At 65.8% G+C, this 20,661-nt stretch carries 19 protein-coding genes; 9 read left to right on the top strand and 10 right to left on the bottom strand.

All coding sequences use genetic code 11. The annotated features are described in order from the left end of the window. Positions 1 to 4 precede the first annotated feature (4 nt). The 6 genes from V6Z91_RS05165 (at position 5) to V6Z91_RS05140 (ending at position 6,566) form a co-directional block, all read left to right on the top strand. On the top strand, positions 5 to 712 hold the full coding sequence (locus V6Z91_RS05165; RefSeq protein WP_338767523.1) for a response regulator transcription factor: 708 nt from the start codon (positions 5 to 7) through the stop codon (positions 710 to 712). After that, positions 705 to 2,180 (top strand): ATP-binding protein, encoded by a 1,476-nt coding sequence (locus V6Z91_RS05160; RefSeq protein WP_338767521.1) that lies wholly within the window; start codon positions 705 to 707, stop codon positions 2,178 to 2,180. Before V6Z91_RS05165 ends, V6Z91_RS05160 begins: the two co-directional genes overlap by 8 nt. 83 nt (positions 2,181 to 2,263) lie before the next feature. After that, positions 2,264 to 2,668 (top strand): type II TA system antitoxin MqsA family protein, encoded by a 405-nt coding sequence (locus tag V6Z91_RS05155; RefSeq protein WP_338767518.1) that lies wholly within the window; start codon positions 2,264 to 2,266, stop codon positions 2,666 to 2,668. Between the two features lie 117 nt (positions 2,669 to 2,785). Next, positions 2,786 to 3,550 (top strand): gamma-glutamyl-gamma-aminobutyrate hydrolase family protein, encoded by a 765-nt coding sequence (locus V6Z91_RS05150; protein ID WP_338767515.1) that lies wholly within the window; start codon positions 2,786 to 2,788, stop codon positions 3,548 to 3,550. 108 nt (positions 3,551 to 3,658) lie between these two features. Further along, the gene (locus V6Z91_RS05145; protein ID WP_338767513.1) at positions 3,659 to 5,029 is read left to right on the top strand and encodes a glutamine synthetase family protein; all 1,371 of its coding nucleotides are present in this window, start codon (positions 3,659 to 3,661) and stop codon (positions 5,027 to 5,029) included. 127 nt (positions 5,030 to 5,156) lie between these two features. Then, on the top strand, positions 5,157 to 6,566 hold the full coding sequence (locus V6Z91_RS05140; protein WP_338767510.1) for an aspartate aminotransferase family protein: 1,410 nt from the start codon (positions 5,157 to 5,159) through the stop codon (positions 6,564 to 6,566). Positions 6,567 to 6,597: 31 nt separating this feature from the next. Here V6Z91_RS05140 and V6Z91_RS05135 read toward each other — a convergent pair whose 3' ends face one another. Then, positions 6,598 to 8,061 carry a sodium:solute symporter family protein gene (locus tag V6Z91_RS05135; protein WP_338767507.1) on the bottom strand — a complete coding sequence of 488 codons (1,464 nt, stop codon included), beginning with the start codon at positions 8,059 to 8,061 and terminating at the stop codon, positions 6,598 to 6,600. 191 nt (positions 8,062 to 8,252) lie between these two features. After that, on the bottom strand, positions 8,253 to 9,755 hold the full coding sequence (locus tag V6Z91_RS05130) for a catalase (RefSeq protein WP_338771735.1): 1,503 nt from the start codon (positions 9,753 to 9,755) through the stop codon (positions 8,253 to 8,255). Between the two features lie 186 nt (positions 9,756 to 9,941). Between V6Z91_RS05130 and V6Z91_RS05125 the strand changes: the two genes are divergently transcribed. After that, positions 9,942 to 11,429, top strand: a complete 1,488-nt coding sequence (locus tag V6Z91_RS05125) for an aldehyde dehydrogenase (RefSeq protein ID WP_338767504.1) — start codon at positions 9,942 to 9,944, stop codon at positions 11,427 to 11,429. Between the two features lie 173 nt (positions 11,430 to 11,602). Here the strand turns inward: V6Z91_RS05125 and V6Z91_RS05120 are convergent, their stop codons facing one another. After that, positions 11,603 to 12,046 carry a MarR family transcriptional regulator gene (locus V6Z91_RS05120; RefSeq protein WP_338767502.1) on the bottom strand — a complete coding sequence of 148 codons (444 nt, stop codon included), beginning with the start codon at positions 12,044 to 12,046 and terminating at the stop codon, positions 11,603 to 11,605. Positions 12,047 to 12,129: 83 nt separating this feature from the next. On the opposite strand from V6Z91_RS05120, the gene V6Z91_RS05115 reads away from it, so the two are divergent. After that, on the top strand, positions 12,130 to 13,071 hold the full coding sequence (locus V6Z91_RS05115; protein WP_338767500.1) for a zinc-binding alcohol dehydrogenase family protein: 942 nt from the start codon (positions 12,130 to 12,132) through the stop codon (positions 13,069 to 13,071). A 232-nt stretch (positions 13,072 to 13,303) separates the two neighbouring features. On the opposite strand, the gene panB is transcribed toward V6Z91_RS05115, so the two are convergent. From panB to hda, 6 genes are all read right to left on the bottom strand, one after another. Beyond that, the gene (gene panB / locus V6Z91_RS05110) at positions 13,304 to 14,179 is read right to left on the bottom strand and encodes a 3-methyl-2-oxobutanoate hydroxymethyltransferase (protein ID WP_338767497.1); all 876 of its coding nucleotides are present in this window, start codon (positions 14,177 to 14,179) and stop codon (positions 13,304 to 13,306) included. A gap of 82 nt (positions 14,180 to 14,261) precedes the next feature. Further along, entirely contained in the window at positions 14,262 to 14,609 is a 348-nt protein-coding gene (locus tag V6Z91_RS05105) for a DMT family protein (protein ID WP_338767494.1), read from the bottom strand. Further along, entirely contained in the window at positions 14,610 to 15,086 is a 477-nt protein-coding gene (gene folK, locus V6Z91_RS05100; protein ID WP_338771733.1) for a 2-amino-4-hydroxy-6-hydroxymethyldihydropteridine diphosphokinase, read from the bottom strand. It lies immediately after the preceding gene. After that, positions 15,083 to 16,588 (bottom strand): polynucleotide adenylyltransferase PcnB, encoded by a 1,506-nt coding sequence (gene pcnB, locus V6Z91_RS05095; RefSeq protein ID WP_338767491.1) that lies wholly within the window; start codon positions 16,586 to 16,588, stop codon positions 15,083 to 15,085. The genes folK and pcnB overlap by 4 nt, the downstream gene beginning before the upstream one ends. Beyond that, on the bottom strand, positions 16,581 to 17,249 hold the full coding sequence (locus tag V6Z91_RS05090; protein WP_338767489.1) for an HAD family hydrolase: 669 nt from the start codon (positions 17,247 to 17,249) through the stop codon (positions 16,581 to 16,583). Before V6Z91_RS05090 ends, pcnB begins: the two co-directional genes overlap by 8 nt. A gap of 12 nt (positions 17,250 to 17,261) precedes the next feature. Further along, positions 17,262 to 17,927 (bottom strand): DnaA regulatory inactivator Hda, encoded by a 666-nt coding sequence (gene hda, locus V6Z91_RS05085; protein WP_338767488.1) that lies wholly within the window; start codon positions 17,925 to 17,927, stop codon positions 17,262 to 17,264. 269 nt (positions 17,928 to 18,196) lie between these two features. Here hda and purM point away from each other — a divergent pair, with 269 nt between their 5' ends. Next, a complete protein-coding gene (purM, locus tag V6Z91_RS05080; protein ID WP_338767486.1) occupies positions 18,197 to 19,240 on the top strand; it encodes a phosphoribosylformylglycinamidine cyclo-ligase in 1,044 nt (347 codons plus the stop codon). A gap of 72 nt (positions 19,241 to 19,312) precedes the next feature. Here purM and V6Z91_RS05075 read toward each other — a convergent pair whose 3' ends face one another. Beyond that, the gene (locus V6Z91_RS05075) at positions 19,313 to 20,527 is read right to left on the bottom strand and encodes a 6-phosphofructokinase (protein WP_338767484.1); all 1,215 of its coding nucleotides are present in this window, start codon (positions 20,525 to 20,527) and stop codon (positions 19,313 to 19,315) included. Between the last annotated feature and the right edge of the window lie 134 nt (positions 20,528 to 20,661).

Here is a 20,661-nt window from a genome sequence, read left to right as displayed (position 1 = left end):
TCCCATGCGCAGGATCCTGATAGTCGACGACGACCAGAAAACCCGTATTCTCCTGAAGACCTACCTGGAAAAGAACCAGTATGCGGTCGACCTGGCGCATGACGGCGCCACGTTCCTGGCCGAGTTCAACCGCCAGGCCGATTCACTGTCGATGGTGATCCTCGACGTGATGCTGCCCGATACCGACGGCTTCGCCCTGTGCCGCGTCGTGCGGCAGCGCTCGAACGTGCCCATCATCATGCTTACCGCCAGTTCCGACGAGACCGACCGCGTGGTGGGCCTGGAGCTCGGTGCGGACGACTACATCTCCAAGCCGTACAGCCCGCGCGAGCTGCTGGCACGCATCAAGGCCATCCACCGCCGCACCGGCATGGACAACGCCGCCGCGCCGCGCTACTACCGCTTCGACGGCTTCACGCTCGATACGGTGGAGCGCACCGTCACGGGGCCGGCGGGGCCGGTGCCGTTGACGGGGCTGGACTTCCAGCTGCTCAAGTTCTTCGTCGAACATGCCGGCGATATCCTCGACCGCAGCGTTTTGTGCGAAGGAACGCGCGGCCGCGATGCGGGGCCGATGGACCGCTTCCTCGACGTGCAGATCAGCCGCCTGCGCCTGCGCCTGAACGAGGGCGGCGGCAACCCGCGCCTGATCAAGAGCGTGCGCGGCGTGGGCTACGTGTTCTCGGCCGACGTGACGGCATCCCATGCCTGACGCGCTGCGCCGGCTGCGCCTGCCGGGCCGCATCCTGCCCGACTCATTGCAGGGCCGCCTGATCCTCGTGATGGTGATCGGCGTGCTGTTGACGCAGCTGGTCGGCAACGTCATCTGGGCCGCGCAGCGCCGCGCCGAGGCGCGCGACGAAGCGAGGACGGCCGCGCAGCACCTCGCGCACGGCGCCGCCAGCGCGGTGCGCTTCTTCCTCAGCCTGCCGCCGAACTACCGGCCGTTGATCATCCAGCAGTTTCGCGAGATGGGCGGCACGCGCTTTTTCGCCAACATCAATCGCGGCCCGGTTCCGTTGCGGCCGCTGGGCCCGCAGGAGCTGGCCGACGCCGCGCTGGAGCAGGTGGGCGCCACGCTGAAGGAAGACCTTCCCGGCAAGCCCGCCGTGCGCATCGCTTTCGCCTGGCCGGAGCGGCTGCCGGTGGACGACGACGGCGCCACCCTGGCCGGCCTGCCGGAAGCGTGGACCCAGCCTGTCCTGCTGGCCAGGAGCGCCCCGGTGCTGGTGATCCAGGTTGAACTGGAACCCGGCCACTGGCTGTACCTCGCCACGCTGATGCCGAACCCCTATTTCCTCGAAACGGGCAACCCGCTCACGCGCGACAGGCTGCTGCTGCAGGCGCTATCGCTGGCGGCGGTGCTGCTGGTGTCGATCCTCGTGGTGCGCTGGATCACCCGCCCGCTGGCCGCGCTGGCCGATGCGGCAACCGCTTTCGGCAAGGGAGAGAACCCGCCGGCGCTGCCGCATGCGGGCAGCCGCGAGTTCGTCGCGACCGCGCGGGCGTTCGAGGAGATGCGCCGGCGCATCGTGCGCTACATGGAAGACCGCGAGCGGCTGTTCGTGTCGATCTCGCACGACCTGCGCACGCCGATCATGCGGCTCAAGCTGCGCACCGAGCTGCTCGACGAAGACGCCCTGCGCGACGAATTCCACGACGATCTCGACGAGCTGGAAATGATGGTCAAGGGCGCGTTGCAGACCGTGAAGGACAGCGACATCCACGAGAACGCCACCGAGGTGCGGCTCGACGCGCTGCTGGGGCGCATGGTGCGCGATGCGCGGCTGGCCGGCCACGAGGTGTCCTTCACGCCTTCCGGCCTGGCGGTCACGGCCAGGCCGCTGGCGCTCAAGCGGGCCATCGGCAACCTGCTCGACAATGCCCTGTACTACGGCGAGCGGGTGGAGCTCACGGCCGGCGAGCGCGCCGGCGATATCGAGATCGTGGTGCGCGACCACGGGCCGGGCGTGCCCGAGGCGGCGCTGGCGGCGCTGGGCCAGCCTTACACGCGGCTCGAACACGGCCGCAGCCGCAACAGCGGCGGCATGGGCCTGGGCATCAGCATCGCCCGCGGCATCGTGCAGGCGCACGGGGGCACGCTGGCGCTGGCCAATGCGCCGGGCGGGGGATTGCGCGCCACCATCGTGCTGCCGGGCGGGCTGTTCGCGCCGGCATAGACACCAGCTGCCGCGCCGGTGCGCCGCCCGCCCGCGATGCAGGGTTAGAATCGGCCCGACCCAATCGCTATCCGAGGAACCCCATGTTGGAGAACTGCCCCGGGTGTGGCGCCGACTCCCTCGTGTATGACAAGCACGGCGTGTCGTACACCTACAAGGACCGCCATACCACACTGCCCGGCGTAACCGCCTACCACTGCCCGCAATGCGGCGACGTGACGCTCGACCCCGCCGCCGTGCACCACTTCGACGAGCTCGTTGCCCGCTTCCACCGCCGGGTCGACGCCGAGCTGGCCGAACCGGCGGCCATCGCGGCCGTGCGCCGCAAGCTGCGGCTGGACCCGCGCGAGGCCGACGACCTGTTCGGCACCGAAAGCGGCGCTTTCGCCCGCTATGAGGCGGGCGAGGCCGTTCCGCATCCCTCGACCGTGAAGCTGCTCAAGCTGCTCGAACGGCACCCCGAACTGCTCGACGAATTGCACGGGTGAGTGCCGCAGTGCAGCCTTCATTGCGGTACGCGTTCCGCTGAGTACGCCAGCGAACAATCAATCGAGGCACTTTGTGTTACATTAAAAACATCGGTCACCAACGTTTGCGGAGTGCTTATGCGCCGTCCTATCGTCCTCGTGCCTGCGTGTACCCGGCAGATCGGGCATTTCCCGAATCATGCCGCACAGAACAAGTATGTGAACGCCGTCGTCCTTGGCGCGCGCTGCATGCCGCTGGTCTTGCCCGCGCTGGCCGAGTTGACGGACATGGAAGCGGTGCTGCACGTCGCGGACGGCATCATGTTGACCGGTTCGGCTTCCAACGTGCATTCCGACCTGTATGGCCAGCCGATCCGCAACCCGGCGCTGCCGCTGGACGCGGCGCGCGACGCCACCACGCTGCCCCTGATCCGGGCGGCCATGAAGCGCGGCATTCCCATCCTGGGCATCTGCCGCGGCTTCCAGGAAATCAACGTGGCGCTCGGCGGAACCCTGCACCAGGCCGTGCAGGATTTGCCGGGCATGATGGACCACCGCGACCGCGAAGACGATTCGCTGGAAGTGCAATACGGTCCCGCGCACCCGATCCGGCTCACGCCCGGCGGCAAGTTTGCGGAGATGCTGGGCAATCCGGAGGAAATCATCGTCAATTCCCTGCATGGCCAGGGGATCGACAAGCTGGCGCCGGGCCTCACCGTGGAAGCGGTGGCGCACGACGGCCTGGTGGAAGCCTATACCGTGAGCACCGCGCATGGTTTCACCCTGGCGGTGCAATGGCACCCCGAGTGGCGCATCACGGAAAACCCCGATTCGATGAAGATGTTCCTGGCATTCGGTAACGCGTGCCGCGAATACCAGGCGAGCCGACAGGAGCGGGGTTGATGGATACATACGAAGCCTGGGCCGGCGGACTCCCATAGCTGTTCTTCCAAGGAAGTTCAGGGACGCGGCCCGCAACCGGCCGCGCACATTGACTTACTGGAGCGAAGAATGGCGATCCGCGAAAATTTCACCTATACGGACATGGAAGAGTGGCTCAACGATAAGCGAGTCACCGAAATCGAATGCCTGGTGCCGGACTTGACCGGCGTTGCCCGCGGGAAGATCCTGCCGCGCGTGAAGTTCACGCAGGAGCGCGGCATGCGCATTCCCGAGGCCATCCTGGGCATGACCGTCACCGGCAATTCCCCCACCGACGATCCGGCCTACGAAAGGGCGATCTCGAACGTGGACCGCGACATGATCCTGAAGGCCGACCCCACCACGATCACGATGGTGCCGTGGGCCACCGACCCCACCGCGCAAGTCATCCACGACTGCTATTTCGGCGACGGCCGGCTGGTCGACTTCGCACCGCGTTCCGTACTCCGCCGCGTGCTGCGGCTGTACGAGGACAAGGGCTGGAAGCCCGTGGTGGCGCCGGAACTGGAGTTTTATCTCACCGACAAGATCTCGGATCCCGACCTGCCGCTGAAGGCGCCGGTGGGCCGCAGCGGCCGCGCCGAGACCTCGCGCCAGGTGTACAGCATCGACGCCGTCAACGAATTCGACCCGCTGTTCGAGGATATCTACGATTACTGCGACCTGATGGGGCTGGACGTGGACACGCTGATCCACGAGATCGGTGCCGGGCAGATGGAAATCAACTTCCTGCACGGCGAACCGCTGGGCCTGGCGGACAAGGTGTTCTTCTTCAAGCGCACCCTGCGCGAGGCGGCCCTGAAGCACCACATGTACGCCACCTTCATGGCCAAGCCGATGGCCGGCGAGCCGGGGTCGGCGATGCACATCCACCAGAGCGTCGTTGACGCCAAGACGGGCTGGAACATCTTCTCGAACGAGGACGGCTCGCCGTCGCAGCTGTTCAAGCACTATATCGGCGGCTTGCAGCGCTACATGCCTTCGGCGCTGGCGATCGTGGCGCCGTACGTGAACTCCTACCGCCGCCTGGTGCGCCACACCGCAGCGCCGATCAATATCCAGTGGGGCATCGACAACCGCACCGTCGGCTTCCGCGTGCCCGAATCCGGCATCCACGACCGGCGCGTGGAAAACCGCATCATCGGCTCGGATGCCAACCCTTACCTGGCCCTGGCCGTCACCCTGGCATGCGGCTACCTCGGCATGACCGAGCAGATCGATCCCACCGCGATCACCACCGGCAGCGCCTACGAGAAGGAATATGAGCTGCCGCAAGGGCTGCCGGAGGCGCTGCACCTGTTGCGCAAGGAAGAAAAGCTGCGCTGGGTGCTGGGCGAGCGCTTCATCGACGTGTATGCTGCCATCAAGGAGCTCGAACACCAGGAATTCATGACTGTCATCAGTCCCTGGGAACGGGAGCACCTGCTGCTGCACGTATAAGCGGACGCCGCCCGAACCGCACGGGAAAACCGGTGTCGGACGCCCGGCGTGAAACGCCGGATGTCCGGCACCACGGCTTCGGGCGACGCCGCCATCTCCGCTGTACCGTCTCTACCTGGAGGCAATCATGACCACCACCCCGATCGTGCCGGAACTGCCGGACACCAAGGGCTTGCAGCGGCTCGACGCCGCGCATTATCTCCACCCGTTCACGGATCACGCGGCGCTGGCGCGGAACGGCGCGCGCGTGATGGTCCGTGGCGACGGCATCTACCTGTGGGACTCGGATGGGCGCAAGGTGCTCGATGCGATGTCCGGCCTGTGGTGCGTCAACGTGGGGTATGGTCGCCGAAGTATCACCGAGGCGGTGGCGCGGCAGATGGATACGCTGCCGTTCTACAACAGCTTCTTCAACACCACCACCATCCCCGCCGTGCAGCTGGCCGCGAAGCTGGCGAAGATCGCGCCCGAGGGCTTCAATCACGTGTTCTTCACGGGCTCCGGCTCCGAGGCGAACGATACGAACGTGCGCATGGTGCGCCGCTACTGGGACCTGGCGGGCCAGCCCGACCGCACGGTGATCATCAGCCGCCACAACGCCTACCACGGCAGCACCATGGCCGGGGCATCGCTGGGCGGCATGAGCGGCATGCACGTGCAGGGCGGGCTGCCGATTCCCGGCATCGTGCACATCGAACAGCCGCATTACGCCGACCATGGCGCGGGCATGACGCCGGAGGAATTCGGCATCCACGCGGCCGGCTGGCTGGAAGAACGGATCAAGGAACTGGGGCCCGGCAAGGTGGCGGCCTTCATCGGCGAGCCGATCCAGGGTGCCGGCGGCGTCATCATCCCGCCGCCGACCTACTGGCCGGAGATCCGCCGCATCTGCGACAAGTACGACGTGCTGCTGATCGCGGACGAAGTGATCACCGGCTTCGGCCGGCTAGGCACGTGGTTCGCGTCCGAGCGCTTCGGCATGCGGCCCGACCTCATCACGTTCGCCAAGGGCGTCACGTCGGGCTATGTGCCGCTGGGCGGCGTGCTGGTGAGCGACCGCGTTGCCGATGTGCTGATCGCCGGCGGCGACTTCAACCACGGCTTCACGTATTCCGGCCATCCGGTGGCCTGCGCCGCGGCGCTGGAGAATATCCGCATCATCGAGGAAGAAGGCATCATGGAGCGGGTGGCCCACGATACCGGGCCTTACCTGAAGCAGCGCTTCGGCAGCCTGGCCGCCCACCCGCTGGTGGGCACGGCCGAAAGCTGCGGCTTCGTGGCGGGGCTGGCGCTGGTGCGGCGCAAGGCCGCGAACGTGCATTACCAGGTGCGTTTCGACCCGGCGCTGGGCGTGGGCATGCTGTGCCGCGCCCACATGTTCGAGCACGGCATCATCATGCGCGCGGTGGGGGACAGGATGATCATCGCGCCGCCGCTGGTGATGACGCGCGACCAGGTCGACGAGATGATCCAGAAGATCCGCTTCTGCCTCGACCTGACGCTGGCCGAGGTGATGGAGCGGGGCTGGCTGAGCTGATCCGGGCTGGGCCGGGCCAGCCCGGATTGCATCACGCCTTCGCGCCGGCGATGTGCTTCGGTTCTTCCTGGCGATTCTTCAACACCTGTGGCGCCAGCGAACCGACGATCATGCCGGCCAGCGCGGCCAGCAGGCCGGCCAGCTGGCCCGGGAACGCTTCGCCCAGGTCGCTGATCTGCGGGAAGAACAGCACCCACACGATGATGCCGGCGCCGATCGACAGGATCGCACCCTGCGTGGTGGCGCGCTTCCAGTACAGGCCCATCACCAGCGGGATGAAGGCGCCCACGAGCGTCACCTGGTAGGCCGAGGACACCAGTTCATAGATCGACGTGCCCTGCATCGCGATGGCATAGGCCAGCACCAGCGCCGCGAAGATGACGATCGTCACGCGCATGGCCAGCAGCTGCTGCTTGTCCGTCATGCCAGGGCGCAGGTTCTTCAGGATGTTTTCCACGAAGCTCGTCGACGGCGCCAGCAGCGTGGCCGACGACGTGCTCTTGATGGCCGACAGCAGCGCGCCGAAGAACAGGATCTGCATCATCAGCGGCATCTTCGTCATCACGAAGGTGGGCAGCAGGCGCTGGTAGTCGTTTTTCGCCAGCTCCATCGCGCTGTCGCCCATCACCACCACGGCGGCGGCCACGATGAACATGGGCACGAAGCCGAAGATGATGTAGCTGGCGCCGCCGATCACGGCACCGGCGCGGGCGGTGGGCGCATCCTTGGCCGACATCACGCGCTGGAACACGTCCTGCTGCGGAATGCTGCCGAACATCATCGTGATCGCGGCAGCGAAGAAGAACACGATATCGGTGAACGTGGGTTCCGGCCACAGGCGCCACAGGTCGGCCCGCTGCGCCATGTCCAGCACATTGCCGGCGCCGCCGGCCAGGTCGGCCGCGAAGACGGCGATGATGGCCATGCCCACCACCAGCACGATCATCTGGATGAAGTCGGTGACGGCGACGGCGAGGAAGCCGCCCACCACCACGTAGATCAGCACGGCCAGGGTGCCGATCACCATGCCGGCCGCGGGCGCCAGTGCACCATTGGTGAGCACCGCGAACACCAGGCCCAGCGCCGTGATCTGCGCGGCGACCCAGCCCAGGTAGCTGAGGATGATCGCCACCGAGCAGAACACCTCGATGCCCTTGCCGTAGCGCTGGCGATAGTAGTCGCCGATCGTCAGCAGGTTCAATTTATACAGTTTCGACGCGAAGAACAGGCCCACCAGGATCAGGCAGGTACCGGCGCCGAACGGGTCCTCGATCACGGCGTTCAGGCCGCCCTGCACGAACTTGGCCGGCACGCCCATCACGGTCTCGGCGCCGAACCAGGTGGCAAAAGTGGTCGTGATGACCATGATCAGCGGCAGGCTGCGGCCGGCGACGGCGAAGTCGCTCGTATTCTTGATCCGCGTGCCCGCCCACATGCCGAGGGCCAGCGTCCCCAGGAGATAGAGCACGACGAAAATGATCAGGGTGTTGTTCATGCGGTGGGAACTTTCGTGGGCGAAAAGAGCGGCGGAAAATTCCGGATTATAAAGGCAGCATCCGGCGGCTGGATCAACTTTAACGGCAATTTATCGCCGGATGTTGTGCCGAAGCGCAAATAAAAAACGGGCCGCGGCACAGAGCAAGCTCTGCACGGCGGCCCGTTTCCGAACGGGACTGATCCCGGCGCTTATTCCTTCAGCGCGGCAGCCAGCTCGGCCACCTTGGCGCCGTCGGCGCCCACGGCCTTCACCAGGCGCTTGCCGTAGTCGGCGTCGGCCTTGTAGAAGTGCGACAGCATCGTGTACAGGTTGACCTGGTTCTTTACGCGCTTCAGGTCGCCGGACAGGTTGGCGATCAGGTCATCCTTGTCCTGGGCCGACAGGGCACGGTAGTAGTCGCCGGCCTGCTTGAAGTTCAGCGTCTTGGCAATGCGCTGCTGCTGCGTGGTGCCGGTGAGCGGCAGGCTGCTGCTGCGGGCGTTCGGGTCTTCCGCCAGGTTGGCGATGCGGCTCGGCTGGTAATTCACGCTGCCCTTGCGGCCATCGATGTTCATCGCGCCATCCTGCTGGTGGTTGCGCACCGGGACCAGCGGGCGGTTGATCGGCAGCGACTGGAAGTTGGCGCCCAGGCGGTGGTACTGCGTGTCGATGTACGAGAACAGGCGGCCTTGCAGCATGCGGTCTTCCGAGGCTTCGATACCCGGCACCAGGTTGCCCGGCGCCAGCGCGACCTGCTCGGTGGCTTCGAAGAAGTTGTCCGGCACCTTGTTCAGTACCATGGTGCCCACCTTGCGCTCGGGGACGTTCGGCCAGATCTTCGTGGCGTCCAGCGGATCGAAGTCGAACTTCTCCAGGTCGGAAGGCTTCAGGATCTGCACCGTCAGGTCCCACATCGGATACTTGCCGGCGTTGATCGATTCATACAGGTCCACGGTGGCGTGGCTGGTGCTCTTGCCCTGCACGACCGGGATTTCCTGCGGGCGCAGGTTGCGCTCGCCCTGGCGCGATTTCCATGCGAACTTGGCGTACACATACTCGCCCCTGGCGTTGACCAGCTTCAGCGCGTGCACGCTGCTGCCGTTCATTTCGCGGTAGGACGCCGGCGTACCCCAGTTCGAGTACACGCGGGTCAGCATGGCCGTCGCTTCCGGCACGTGCGAGAAGAAGTCGAACACGCGCTCCGGTTCCTGCACGTTGGTCACCGGGTCCGGCTTCAGCGAGTGAATCATGTCCGGGAACTTGATGGCGTCGCGGATGAAGAAGATCGGCAGGTTGTTGCCCACCAGGTCCCAGTTGCCTTCCTGGGTGTAGAACTTGGTGGCGAAGCCGCGCGGGTCGCGCGTGGTCTCGGCACCGGAACGGCCCGGGATCACGGTGGAGAAGCGCACGAACACGGGGGTGACGGTGCCCTTCACGAACAGCTTGGCCTTGGTCAGGTCGGACAGGTCGTCCGTCGTGGTGAAGGTGCCATGGGCGCCGGTGCCGGTGGCGTGCACCACGCGCTCGGGAATGCGCTCGCGGTCGAAGCGCTGCAGCTTCTGCACCAGGTGCACGTCCTGCAGCAGGGTGGGGCCGCCGGGGCCGGCGGTCTGGCTGTTCTGGTTGTCGCCGACGGGGGCGCCGTTATCCTTGGTCAGCGTTTGGGCGTACGCGCCGGTCGACATCGACGTCAGCGCGGAGACGATGGCCATGGCGCACAACAGTGCGCGGCCTGGCTTCGAAAACTCCATATACTCTACCTATCAAGTTAAATGTTTAAGGAAGGCTTATCCTATCGGCTACCGTAACATTGTTGAAATTTATTGTTACTATCGATTCGATAGTCGCAATCTAAATAAGGGCGGCGGTAGAATTATTGGAACCATAAGGAGACTGCCATGACCGACACCGCCAGCTGGCACGAGCGCGCCCGCGCCCTTACGATCGACGGCCGCGCCTTCATCGACGGCCAACGCACCTGGTCCCGCACCGAGCGGCAATTCGACAACCGTTCGCCCATCGATGGGCGCGAACTGGGCCCCGTGGCGCGCTGCGGGCCGGAAGATGTCGACGCCGCAGTGGCCAGCGCCCGCGCCGCCTTCGAGGACGGCCGCTGGGCCAGCCTCGCCCCGGCGCAGCGCAAGCGCATCCTCGTGAAGTTCGCCGACCTGATGCAGCGGCACCGCGACGAACTGGCGCTCCTCGAAACGCTCGACATGGGCAAGCCGATCAAGTACAGCCTCTCCGTCGACCTGGCGGGGGCGGCGAACTGCATCCGCTGGTATGGCGAGGCGATCGACAAGGTGTATGGCGAGATCGCCCCGTCGCCCGGCGACAGCCTGGCGCTGATCGCGCGCGAGCCGGTCGGCGTGGTCGGTGCGATCGTTCCGTGGAATTACCCGATGCTGATGGCGTCATGGAAGATCGCGCCCGCGCTGGCCGCCGGTAACAGCGTGGTGCTGAAGCCTTCCGAGAAATCGCCTTTGACCGCGCTGCGGCTCGCCGAACTGGCGCTCGAGGCGGGCATTCCGCCCGGCGTCTTCAATGTGCTGCCCGGCTACGGCAACGAGGCTGGCAGCGCGCTGGCGCTGCACATGGATGTCGACTGCATCGCGTTTACCGGTTCCACCCGCGTGGGCAAGCAGATCATGCAGATGGCCGGGCAGTCGAACCTGAAGCGGGCCTGGACGGAGCTGGGCGGCAAGTCCGCCAACATCGTGTGCGCCGACTGCCCGGACCTCGACGCGGCCGTGGCGGCCTCGATCGGCTCGATCTTCTTCAACCAGGGCGAGAGCTGCAATGCGCCATCGCGGCTGTTCGTGGAAGAGCCGATCCGCGAAGCCTTCATCGACAAGGCACTGGCCATGGTGCCCGGCTTCACGCCCGGCGATCCGCTGGACGCGAATACGGTGATGGGCGCGATCGTCGACGATATCCAGCTGAACACGATCATGAAGTACATCGGCGAAGGCAAGAGCGCCGGCGCGCGGCTGCTGGCCGGCGGCGAGCGCGTGCGCCTCGATACGGGCGGCTATTACGTGGCGCCGACGATCTTCGACAGGGTCGACGCCGGCATGTCGATCGCCCGCGAGGAAATCTTCGGACCGGTCCTCTCCGTGCTCGGCTTCACGTCGCTGGACGAAGCCGTGAAGCAGGCGAACGCCACTCCGTATGGCCTGCACGCGGCCGTGTGGACGTCCGACCTGTCGAAGGCCATCAAGACCTCGCGCGCCCTGCGCGCCGGCACCGTGCACGTGAACCAGTACGACAACGACGACATCACCGTGCCGTTCGGCGGCTACAAGCAATCCGGCAACGGCCGCGACAAGTCGCTGCACGCGTTCGACAAGTACACGGAGCTGAAGACGACCTGGATACAGCTGTAAAGGAAATCTTGCGTGAAGCCCCGTTAAAAACCGGTGGCGAAGCAGGGCGCACCGATTCCAACGAAATGTTGCGGCAAAACCGGTGACAGGCACCGGTCTTTTTGCAACCGGTGACAGGCACCGTTTTTTTGCAACTTTTTTGGCACCGGTGCCAGTCCCCGATGCCAGCCTTCCTACCCCGGCGGCAGCATCCGCTCGAGCAGTTGCCGCAACTGCTGCTGCTCCGCCGCGTCGAGCCGTTCCGTGAGCGGCGCCAGCGCCTCCTGCATCTGCCCATGCAGGCGCAGGAACAGTGCTTCTCCCTCGCTCGTCAGGAACACGTCCGTCGCCCTGCCATCGTGCACGTTCGGCGCGCGCGCCACCAGGCCGCGTTTTTCCGCCCGGGCGATCAAGCCCGACATCGTCTGCTTTTCCAGCCCCAGGTAGTCGGCCAGCTCCGCCATGCGCGGGCGCCGGTCCCACAGGATGCCCATCACGCGCATCAGCGTCAGCGACAGGTCGTTCTCGGCGCCGATCCTGTTCAGCACGGCCATCGTGGCAAAGGCAACGGGCACGAACGCGTCCAGCACACCTTCGCCGGGCTTGTCGGCGGTCTTCTTCGATCGTTGGTTCTTCATGGACGCCATCTTGACATAGTTCGTAATGCGTATCAATAATAGCTCGTAATACGAACCTTTTTCGCTCGTCCAAGGAGAGTTCCATGAAAGCCGCCGTCATCACGTCGTTCGACCACCCGCCGCGTTACACCGACATCGGCGACCCGGTACCCGAAGCGCCAGGCGAGATGCTGGTCGAGGTACTGGCCGCCGGCCTGCATCACGTCACCCGCGGGCGTGCATCGGGCGCGCATTACTCGAGCACGGGATCGCCGCCCCTGGTGGCGGGTGTCGACGGAGTCGGGCGCGGCACGGACGGCAAGCTGCGCTACTTCGTGCAGGCCCCCGACCGGCTGGGCACGATGGCCGACAAGACCGTGATCGAGCAGGACCACAGCATCGAACTGCCGGCCGACAGCGATCCCGTCACCATCGCCGCCGCGATGAATCCGGCAATGGCCGCGTGGCTCGCGCTGCGCTGCCGCGTGCCATTCCGGGGCGGGCAGAAAGTGCTCATCCTCGGCGCCACGGGCAGCTCGGGAAGCATGGCCGTGCAGGTCGCCCGGCACCTGGGCGCGGCACAGGTGATTGCCGCGGGCCGCGACGAAGCCAGGCTTGCCGGCCTGCCGGCGCTGGGCGCCACGGAAACCGTGCAACTGGAAGATACCCGGCTGGGGAAGGCGGCATGCGACGTCGACGTGGTGCTCGATTTCGTGTGGGGCGAACCCGCCGCCCGCACCATGGAAGCGCTACTGCAGCAGCGCACCGGGCGCCGCGCCCCGCTCACGTGGATACACATCGGCTCGATGGCGGGCGAGGTGGCGCCGGTTCCGGGCGCCATGCTGCGCGCCGCGAACCTGCACATCGTGGGCAGTGGGCTGGGCTCCGTGGCGCTACGCCAGATCCTCGAGGAATTGCCGGCCCTGGCCCTGGAGATCGCGCGCGGCACGTTCCGTATCGAAGCGAAGGCCGTGCCGCTCAGCAAGGTGGAGGAAGCCTGGCGCGCAGCCGATCACGGCGGCGCGCGCATCGTCTTCACGCCCTGAGGAAATGTCGCAAAAAAAACCGGTGACAGGAAGGAGAGGTGGCTTGCAAGCCATCTCCGCTGCGCAGGCAAGGAGCGAGGCTCCTTGAAGATACTGCCCTGCAGGGCAGTATCGTTCCGCAGGCGCGGAGCATGCTCCGCGAAACCCCTGCTCCACCCCCTGCTACGCCTCCGATTCCGAGGAAATATTGCCGCGAAAATGGGGTACGTCCCCATTTTTGCGGCAACTTTGCTTAGAAGCAGTGCTCGAGGGCGGGGAAGCTGCCGTCCTTGACGGCGGCGACATAGGCGGCGAAGGCGGCTTCGATGGTGGGTTGGCCGTCCATGAAGTTCTTCACGAAGCGTGCCTTGCGGCCGGGGAAGACGCCCAGCAGGTCGTGCATCACCAGCACCTGGCCCGAGCAGTCGGGGCCGGCGCCGATGCCGATGGTGGGCACCGACAGCGCTTCGGTGACGGCCTTGCCGACGGTGGAGGGCACCGCTTCGAGCAGCACGATCGAGGCGCCGGCCGCTTGCAGCTTCAATGCGTCCGCCTTCAGGGCTTCGGCGCTTTCCACCGTCTTGCCCTGCACCTTGTAGCCGCCCAGCTGGTGCACGAATTGCGGCGTCAGGCCGATGTGCGCGCAGACCGGCACGCCGCGCTCGACGAGGAAGCGCACCGTGTCGGCCAGCCAGCCGGCGCCTTCGATCTTGACGATGTGCGCGCCGGCCTGCATCAGCTGCACGCAGCTCGCCAGCGCCTGCTCGGGGGTGCCGTAGCTGCCGAACGGCAGGTCGGCCATGATCATCGCGGTCTTGGCGCCGCGCGCCACGGCGGCCGTGTGGTAAGCCACTTGCTGCACGGTGACGGGCAGGGTGGACGTGTGGCCGTTGCACACCATGCCCAGCGAATCGCCGATCAGCAGGATCTCGACCCCGGCGCGCTCCATCAGCGCGGCGAAGCTGGCGTCGTAGCACGTCAGCATCGAGATCTTTTCGCCCGCGGCGCGCAGCGCGGCCAGTGACGGAATCGTGACGGCCTTGTTCGCCACCGCTTTTGCCGGTGCCGGCGTGCCGCTCGTGGCGGCTGCCGTGCCGGACATTTCTTTACCCTGCAGATAACCAGACATGGAAGTCCTCAAATAAAATCGTTACGGCGCGTATTCTAAACCCCGGCGAACGACCGTGCCGAAGTGACTTCCAGCACCGCGGTCAGGACCGGAAGATGAAGTACACGGCCCCGACGAGGCACAAGCCCGCCCAGATGAAATCGGTCTTGAACGGCTGGTTCATGTAGATCATGGCGAACGGCACGAACACGGAAAGCGTGATCACTTCCTGCATGATCTTCAGCTGCGCCAGGCTGAACTGCGTATAGCCGATGCGGTTGGCCGGCACCTGCAGCAGGTATTCGAACAGCGCGATGCCCCAGCTGACGAAGGCCGCCACGTACCAGGCCTTGGTGGAGAGGCTCTTCAGGTGGCCGTACCACGCCACCGTCATGAAGATGTTCGACAGGGTCAGGAGACCCACGGTTTGTACGATGACGGGAATCTGCATTCAGTTCACTTTGTCGATGCGCTGCCCGGCCACGCCCGCCGCGAAGGAAGACGCGGCGCCCAGGCCGGGCACCACGACATCCGGCGCGATCTCCAGCAGCGGCACGAGCACGAAGGCGCGCTGCGTCAGGCGCGGATGTGGCACGGTCAGCGCGGGGTTATCGATCGTCTGGTCGCCGTACAGCAGCAGGTCGAGGTCCAGCGTGCGCGGCGCGTTGCGGTAGGGACGCTCGCGGCCGTGCTGCTGCTCGATGGCGAACAGCGCTTCGAGCAGTGCCGGCGCGGCGAGCGTGGTGTCGATGCGGGCGACGGCGTTGATGTAGTCGTCGCCCGAGGAGTCGATCGGCGCCGTGCGGTACAGGCTCGAGACGGCGGTCACCGACAGGCCGGGAACGCGCCGCAGGCGCTCCACGGCGTCCAGCGCGTTGGCGCGCGCGTCGCCGAGATTGGCGCCGATGCCGATGAACGCTTCCATCAGTCGGCGGAAGGCGTCACGGGTGCCGGATCGGGCGCGTCTTCGCCGCCGCTACGCTTGCGGCGTGGGCCGCGGCGGCGCCGCTTCGGTGTCGGCATGCTCTCGCCCTCGGCATGCACCTCGTCGCCTTCGAAGTCTTCGTCGCCTGCCTGCTCGGCAAGCTCGGTACCCGCGGCGCCTTCCTCATGGCGCAAGCCGCGGCGCGCCGGGCGCTTGCGCTTGCTGGCCGGACCGCCACTGGAAATGGCCGACACCATCTCGGCGCGCACCGTCTCGTCGGCTTCGTAGAACGCGCTCCACCAGTCGCCCAGTTCCTGGTCGATCTCGCCGGAAGCGCAGCGCAGCAGCAGGAAGTCGTAGCCGGCGCGGAAGCGCACGTGTTCCAGCAGCTTGTACGGGTTCTTGCCGTTGCGGCGCTCGAAGCGCGGCTGCATGGCCCAGATGTCGCGCATGTCGGAGCCGATCTTGCGCTGCAGCGCCAGCTTTTCCGTCTGCGATTCCAGCACCTCGTCCGCCGCCAGGTGCAGCGCGGGGATCGGGAATTCTCCCGAAGCCTGGTAGGCATTCCATTTTTCCAGCACCTGGTGCCACAGCAGCGAGGCGAACAGGAAGCCCGGCGACACGGTCTTGCCGGCGGCGATGCGGCGGTCCGTCGCTTCCAGCGCCAGCGTCACGAACTTGAAGCCCAGCGGCTGCTCGAGCACCACGTCCAGCAGCGGCAGCAGGCCATGGTGCAGGCCGGCCTTGCGCAGCTGCAGCAGGCAGGCGAGGGCGCTGCCGCTCATCAGGAGCTTCAACATCTCGTCGAACACGCGCGCGGCCGGCACGTTGTTGATCAGCGGCGCCATCACGGAGATCGGCGCGGCCGTCGTCGGCTCGATGTCGAACTTGAGCTTGGCGGCGAAGCGCACCACGCGCAGCATGCGCACCGGGTCTTCGCGGTAGCGGGTTTCCGGCTGGCCGATGATGCGCAGCAGCTTGGCGCGAATGTCGCGGATGCCGCCGTGGTAATCGAGCACCTGCTGGGTCGCCGGGTTGTAGTACATGGCGTTGATGGTGAAATCGCGGCGTTCCGCGTCCTCGGCCTGGCTGCCGAAGGTGTTATCGCGCAGCACGCGGCCGTGTTCGTCCTTCGGCGCGTTGTCGGTGGCGGTGCCGCGGAAGGTCGTCACTTCCAGCAGGTCCTGGCCGAACATCACGTGCACGATCTGGAAGCGGCGGCCGATGATGAAGGCGCGGCGGAACAGCCGTTTCACCTGCTCGGGCGTGGCATTGGTGGCGATGTCGAAATCCTTCGGCTTCACGCCCAGCAGCAGATCGCGCACCGCGCCGCCCACCACGAACGCCTCGAAGCCCGCTTCCTGCAGCGTTGACGTGACGCGGATCGCGTTGGCCGACACCATTTTCGGGTCGATGCCGTGCTGCTCCGGGCCGAGGATTTCGGGTTCGTCGTTGTTGCGCGGCGGCTTGACGCCCAGGATCTTGCGGATGAATTTCTTAATCATTGAATAGTTGGAGTAAGGTCCAGCCCTGCTCGTTGGCGTGGCGGGTCAGGACGGCATTCGGGTTGGTGGCGACCGGGTGCGACACGATCGACAGCAGCGGCAGGTCGTTGTGCGAGTCGCTGTAGAAGTACACGTTGTCGAAGTGGTCGAGCGTCTTCCCCATCTGTTCCAGCCATGCCTTGGTATGCAGGATCTTGCCCTGGCCCTGCGTGGGCGTGCCCTTCAGGCGGCCGGTGATGCGGCCATCCACGATTTCGGGCATCGCCGCGATCAGGTGATCCACGCCGAAGGCCTTGGCGATCGGCGCCGTCACGAAGTGGTTGGTCGCCGTGACGATGGCCACCATGTCGCCGGCGTCCAGGTGCTTTTGCAGCAGCGCGCGCGCCTGCGGCTTGATGTTCGGCTCGATCACTTCGAGCATGAACTGCTGCTGCAGTGCGGCCAGCCGCTCCGGCTCGAAGGTGGCCAGCGTGCCGAGCGCAAATTCCAGGTACTCCACCGGGTCCAGCGTGCCGGCCTGGTACTGGGCGAAGAATTCGTCGTTGCGGCGGGCAAAAGCGGCGGCATCGACGGCACCCTGGCGGCACAGGAATTGACCCCACTCGTAGTCGGAATCGATGGGCAGCAGGGTGTGGTCGAGGTCGAACAGGGCCAGGTTCATGGAGTTATCGCTTTAGTCTTTTTCCGCCTGCAGCCACTCGCGCAGCAATGGCAGGGTGATGGGGCGCTGGGTTTCCAGCGAATATTGGTCGAGCGAGTCCAGCATCGAGGACAGCGAGCGCATGTCGCGCCTGAAATGGGACAACAAATAGGGTAACACGCCCGGCGACAGCGTCAAGCCGCGGCTGGCCGCGGCCTGGGAGAGCGCGGCCACCTTTTCATCGTCCGAGAGGCCATGCAGCTGGTAGATCAGGCCCCAGCCCATCCGCGTGCGCAAATCCTCGCGCACGGGCAGCACGGCCGGCGGCACGGCGCCGCTGCACACCATGAACGCGTTGTTGGCGCGGATCTCGTTGAACAGCGCGAAGGCGTCGATCTGCGCCACGGGAGACAGCTTTTCGCAATCGTCGAGCAGGTACAGGTCGACTTCCGGCGAGTAGACGAATTCCGATTCGATCGAGAACGGCGATATATAACGCGCGCCCTCGGTCGCGGCCAGGGCCTTGAGCAGGTGGGTCTTGCCGGCGCCCACCTCGCCCCACAGGTAGGCAAAATGCTCGCGCGAGCTGCGGCCGGCGAACTGGCGCATCAGCGCCGCCACCTCGGCATTGCGGCCCACCTCGAACGTTTCGAGCGTGTGGACCGGCTCGGCCCCCAGGTCGAGCACCAGCTGTTTCATGGTTGCCGCCCCGGTTTCCTGGTCATTTTTGTAGTTTTTTCGCTCTTCACAGCCCGCATTATATAAAAGTGCGGTGCCGTGGACGGTTCGGGCCATGCCGCCGACCGGGAAGCCGTTCTTGCTCGTTGTACGGTCTGGGCGGGGGGCATGGAGGCGAAGGGGAGGCGAAAGTTGGGGAATTGGCGGGGGTGTTTTGCTAAAATAGCGGACTTGCTGGCATAAATGCAGCAATCCTCTTCTATTTTACCGCCTCCGCCGCGAAATACACCATGAGCCAACCTTCCAACGTATCCCTGTCCTACCGTGACGCCGGCGTCGATATCGACGCGGGTGATGCCTTAGTCGAAGCGATCAAGCCATTTGCCAAGCGTACGCTGCGCGAAGGCGTGATGGGCGGCATCGGCGGCTTCGGCGCGCTGTTCGAGATCAGCAAGAAGTACAAGGAACCGGTTCTCGTTTCCGGCACGGACGGCGTGGGCACGAAACTGAAGCTGGCGTTCGAGCTGAACCGCCATGACACCGTGGGCATCGACCTGGTGGCCATGAGCGTCAACGATATCCTGGTGCAGGGCGCCGAGCCGCTGTTCTTCCTCGACTATTTCGCTTGCGGCAAGCTGGACGTGCCGATCGCGACGGATGTCATCAAGGGCATCGCCGCCGGCTGCGAACAGGCCGGCTGCGCGCTGATCGGCGGTGAAACGGCCGAGATGCCGAGCATGTACCCGGCCGGCGAATACGACCTGGCCGGCTTCGCCGTCGGCGCCGTGGAAAAATCGAAGCTGATCGACGGTTCCAAGATCGCCCCGGGCGATGTGGTGCTGGGCCTGGCCTCCTCGGGTGCCCACTCGAACGGTTACTCGCTGGTGCGCAAGATCATCGAAGTGGCCAAGCCGGACCTGGAAGCGGACTTCCACGGCCGCAAGCTGGCCGACGTGCTGATGACGCCGACCCGCATCTACGTCAAGCCGTTGCTGGCGCTGATGGAGTCGATGGAAGTGAAAGGCCTGGTGCACATCACCGGCGGCGGCCTGGTGGAAAACATCCCGCGCGTGCTGGCCGACAACCTGACCGCGGAACTGGACGGCAAGTCGTGGACGATGCCGCCGCTGTTCCAGTGGCTGCAGCAGCACGGCGGCGTGGCCGACGCGGAAATGCACCGCGTGTTCAACTGCGGCATCGGCATGACCGTGATCGTGTCGGCCGAGAACGCCGACGCGGCGATTGCCCAGCTGACGGCTGCCGGCGAGACCGTCTCGCGCATCGGCACGATCCGCGCCCGCAAGGAAGGCGAGCACCAGACGATCGTCGTTTGAGACGGCGCGGCCTCGCGCGCGGGCCGCGGGAAATGTTGCAAGAAAACCGGTGCCTGTCACCGGTTTTTTCGTTCAAGCCCTGAGGATCTTCGCCACCGGCGCGCAGCGCAGCCGGAATGCATCGGGCATCCCCGACCCCAATAAGGGCCGCAGGTACAGCCGGAACGCGTCCGTCACATCGGTGCCGGAAGGGGCGATGAATTCGTCTTCCATCGTGCGCGTCTTGCCGGCCACTTCCTCGAGCGGCAGCAGCGCGTAGTCGGCCGAATAGAAGCCCGTGCGGCGGATCGCCACCGAGCCGTCGCGGTCGCCCCAGAACGCGTACTGCACCGCCTTTTCTCCCACTTCGCGCGCCTCGCGCTGGTCCACGTCCGACACGCAGCCGATGAACGAGCGTTGCAGGTAGCCGAACGTGTCGCCGCGCACGCGCTTGATGCCCAGCTTCGCCTTGATCTCGTCGCACAGCAGGTCGGCCAGCGCGCCGGTGCCGGACAGTTGCACATTGCCGTGCGCATCCTTCTCGATCTCCTTGGCCAGCAGGGTGGCCACCGGTTCGCCGCTGGCATCGTGGATGCCTTCGGAGACGGCGATCACGCAGCGGCCGTGCCGCTCGTAGGTCGCCTTCACGTCCGCAAGGAAGGCTTCGAGCGAGAACGTGCGCTCGGGCAGGTAGATCAGGTGCGGCCCGTCGTCCGGGAACTTCTTGCCCAGCGCCGAGGCGGCGGTGAGGAAGCCCGCGTGGCGGCCCATGACGACGCCCACGTACACGCCGGGCAGCGCGGCGTTGTCGAGGTTGGCGCCGGCAAACGCCTGCGCCACGAAGCGCGCGGCAGATGGAAAGCCCGGCGTGTGGTCGTTGCCCACCAGGTCGTTGTCGATCGTCTTTGGAATATGGATGGCGCGCAGCGGATAGCCGGCGGCACGGGCCTGTTCGCTGACGATGCGCACCGTGTCGGATGAATCGTTGCCGCCGATATAGAAGAAATGCTCGATCTCGTGCGCCCGCAGCACGTTGAAGATCTCGGCGCAGTACTTCACGTCCGGCTTGTCGCGCGTGGAGCCGAGCGCGGAAGAGGGCGTGGCGGCCACCAGTTCCAGGTTGTGGCTCGTTTCCTGCGTGAGGTCGACGAATTGTTCGTCGACGATGCCGCGCACGCCGTGCATGGCGCCGTACACCCGCGTCACGTCGCGAAAGCGGCGCGCCTCGAGCGCCACGCCCACCAGCGACTGGTTGATGACGGCGGTCGGCCCGCCTCCCTGTGCCACCAGAATCCTGCCGGAGCCCATACGCACCTCCTCGCTGTGTCCCGATAACGGTTGTGGTGCCAGCTTACTCCGATTTCGGTCCTTCATCGACTCTTCATGGAACGCTCATGGAGTCTTCATGCCGCCACAGCAGCATGACCGGCATCGCAACCCGA

The organism is Massilia sp. METH4 (assembly GCF_037094685.1).
Lineage (GTDB): Bacteria > Pseudomonadota > Gammaproteobacteria > Burkholderiales > Burkholderiaceae_D > Rugamonas.
The sequence above is the reverse complement of the archived record's forward strand: the minus strand, read 5'-3'. Positions and strand labels throughout refer to the sequence as shown.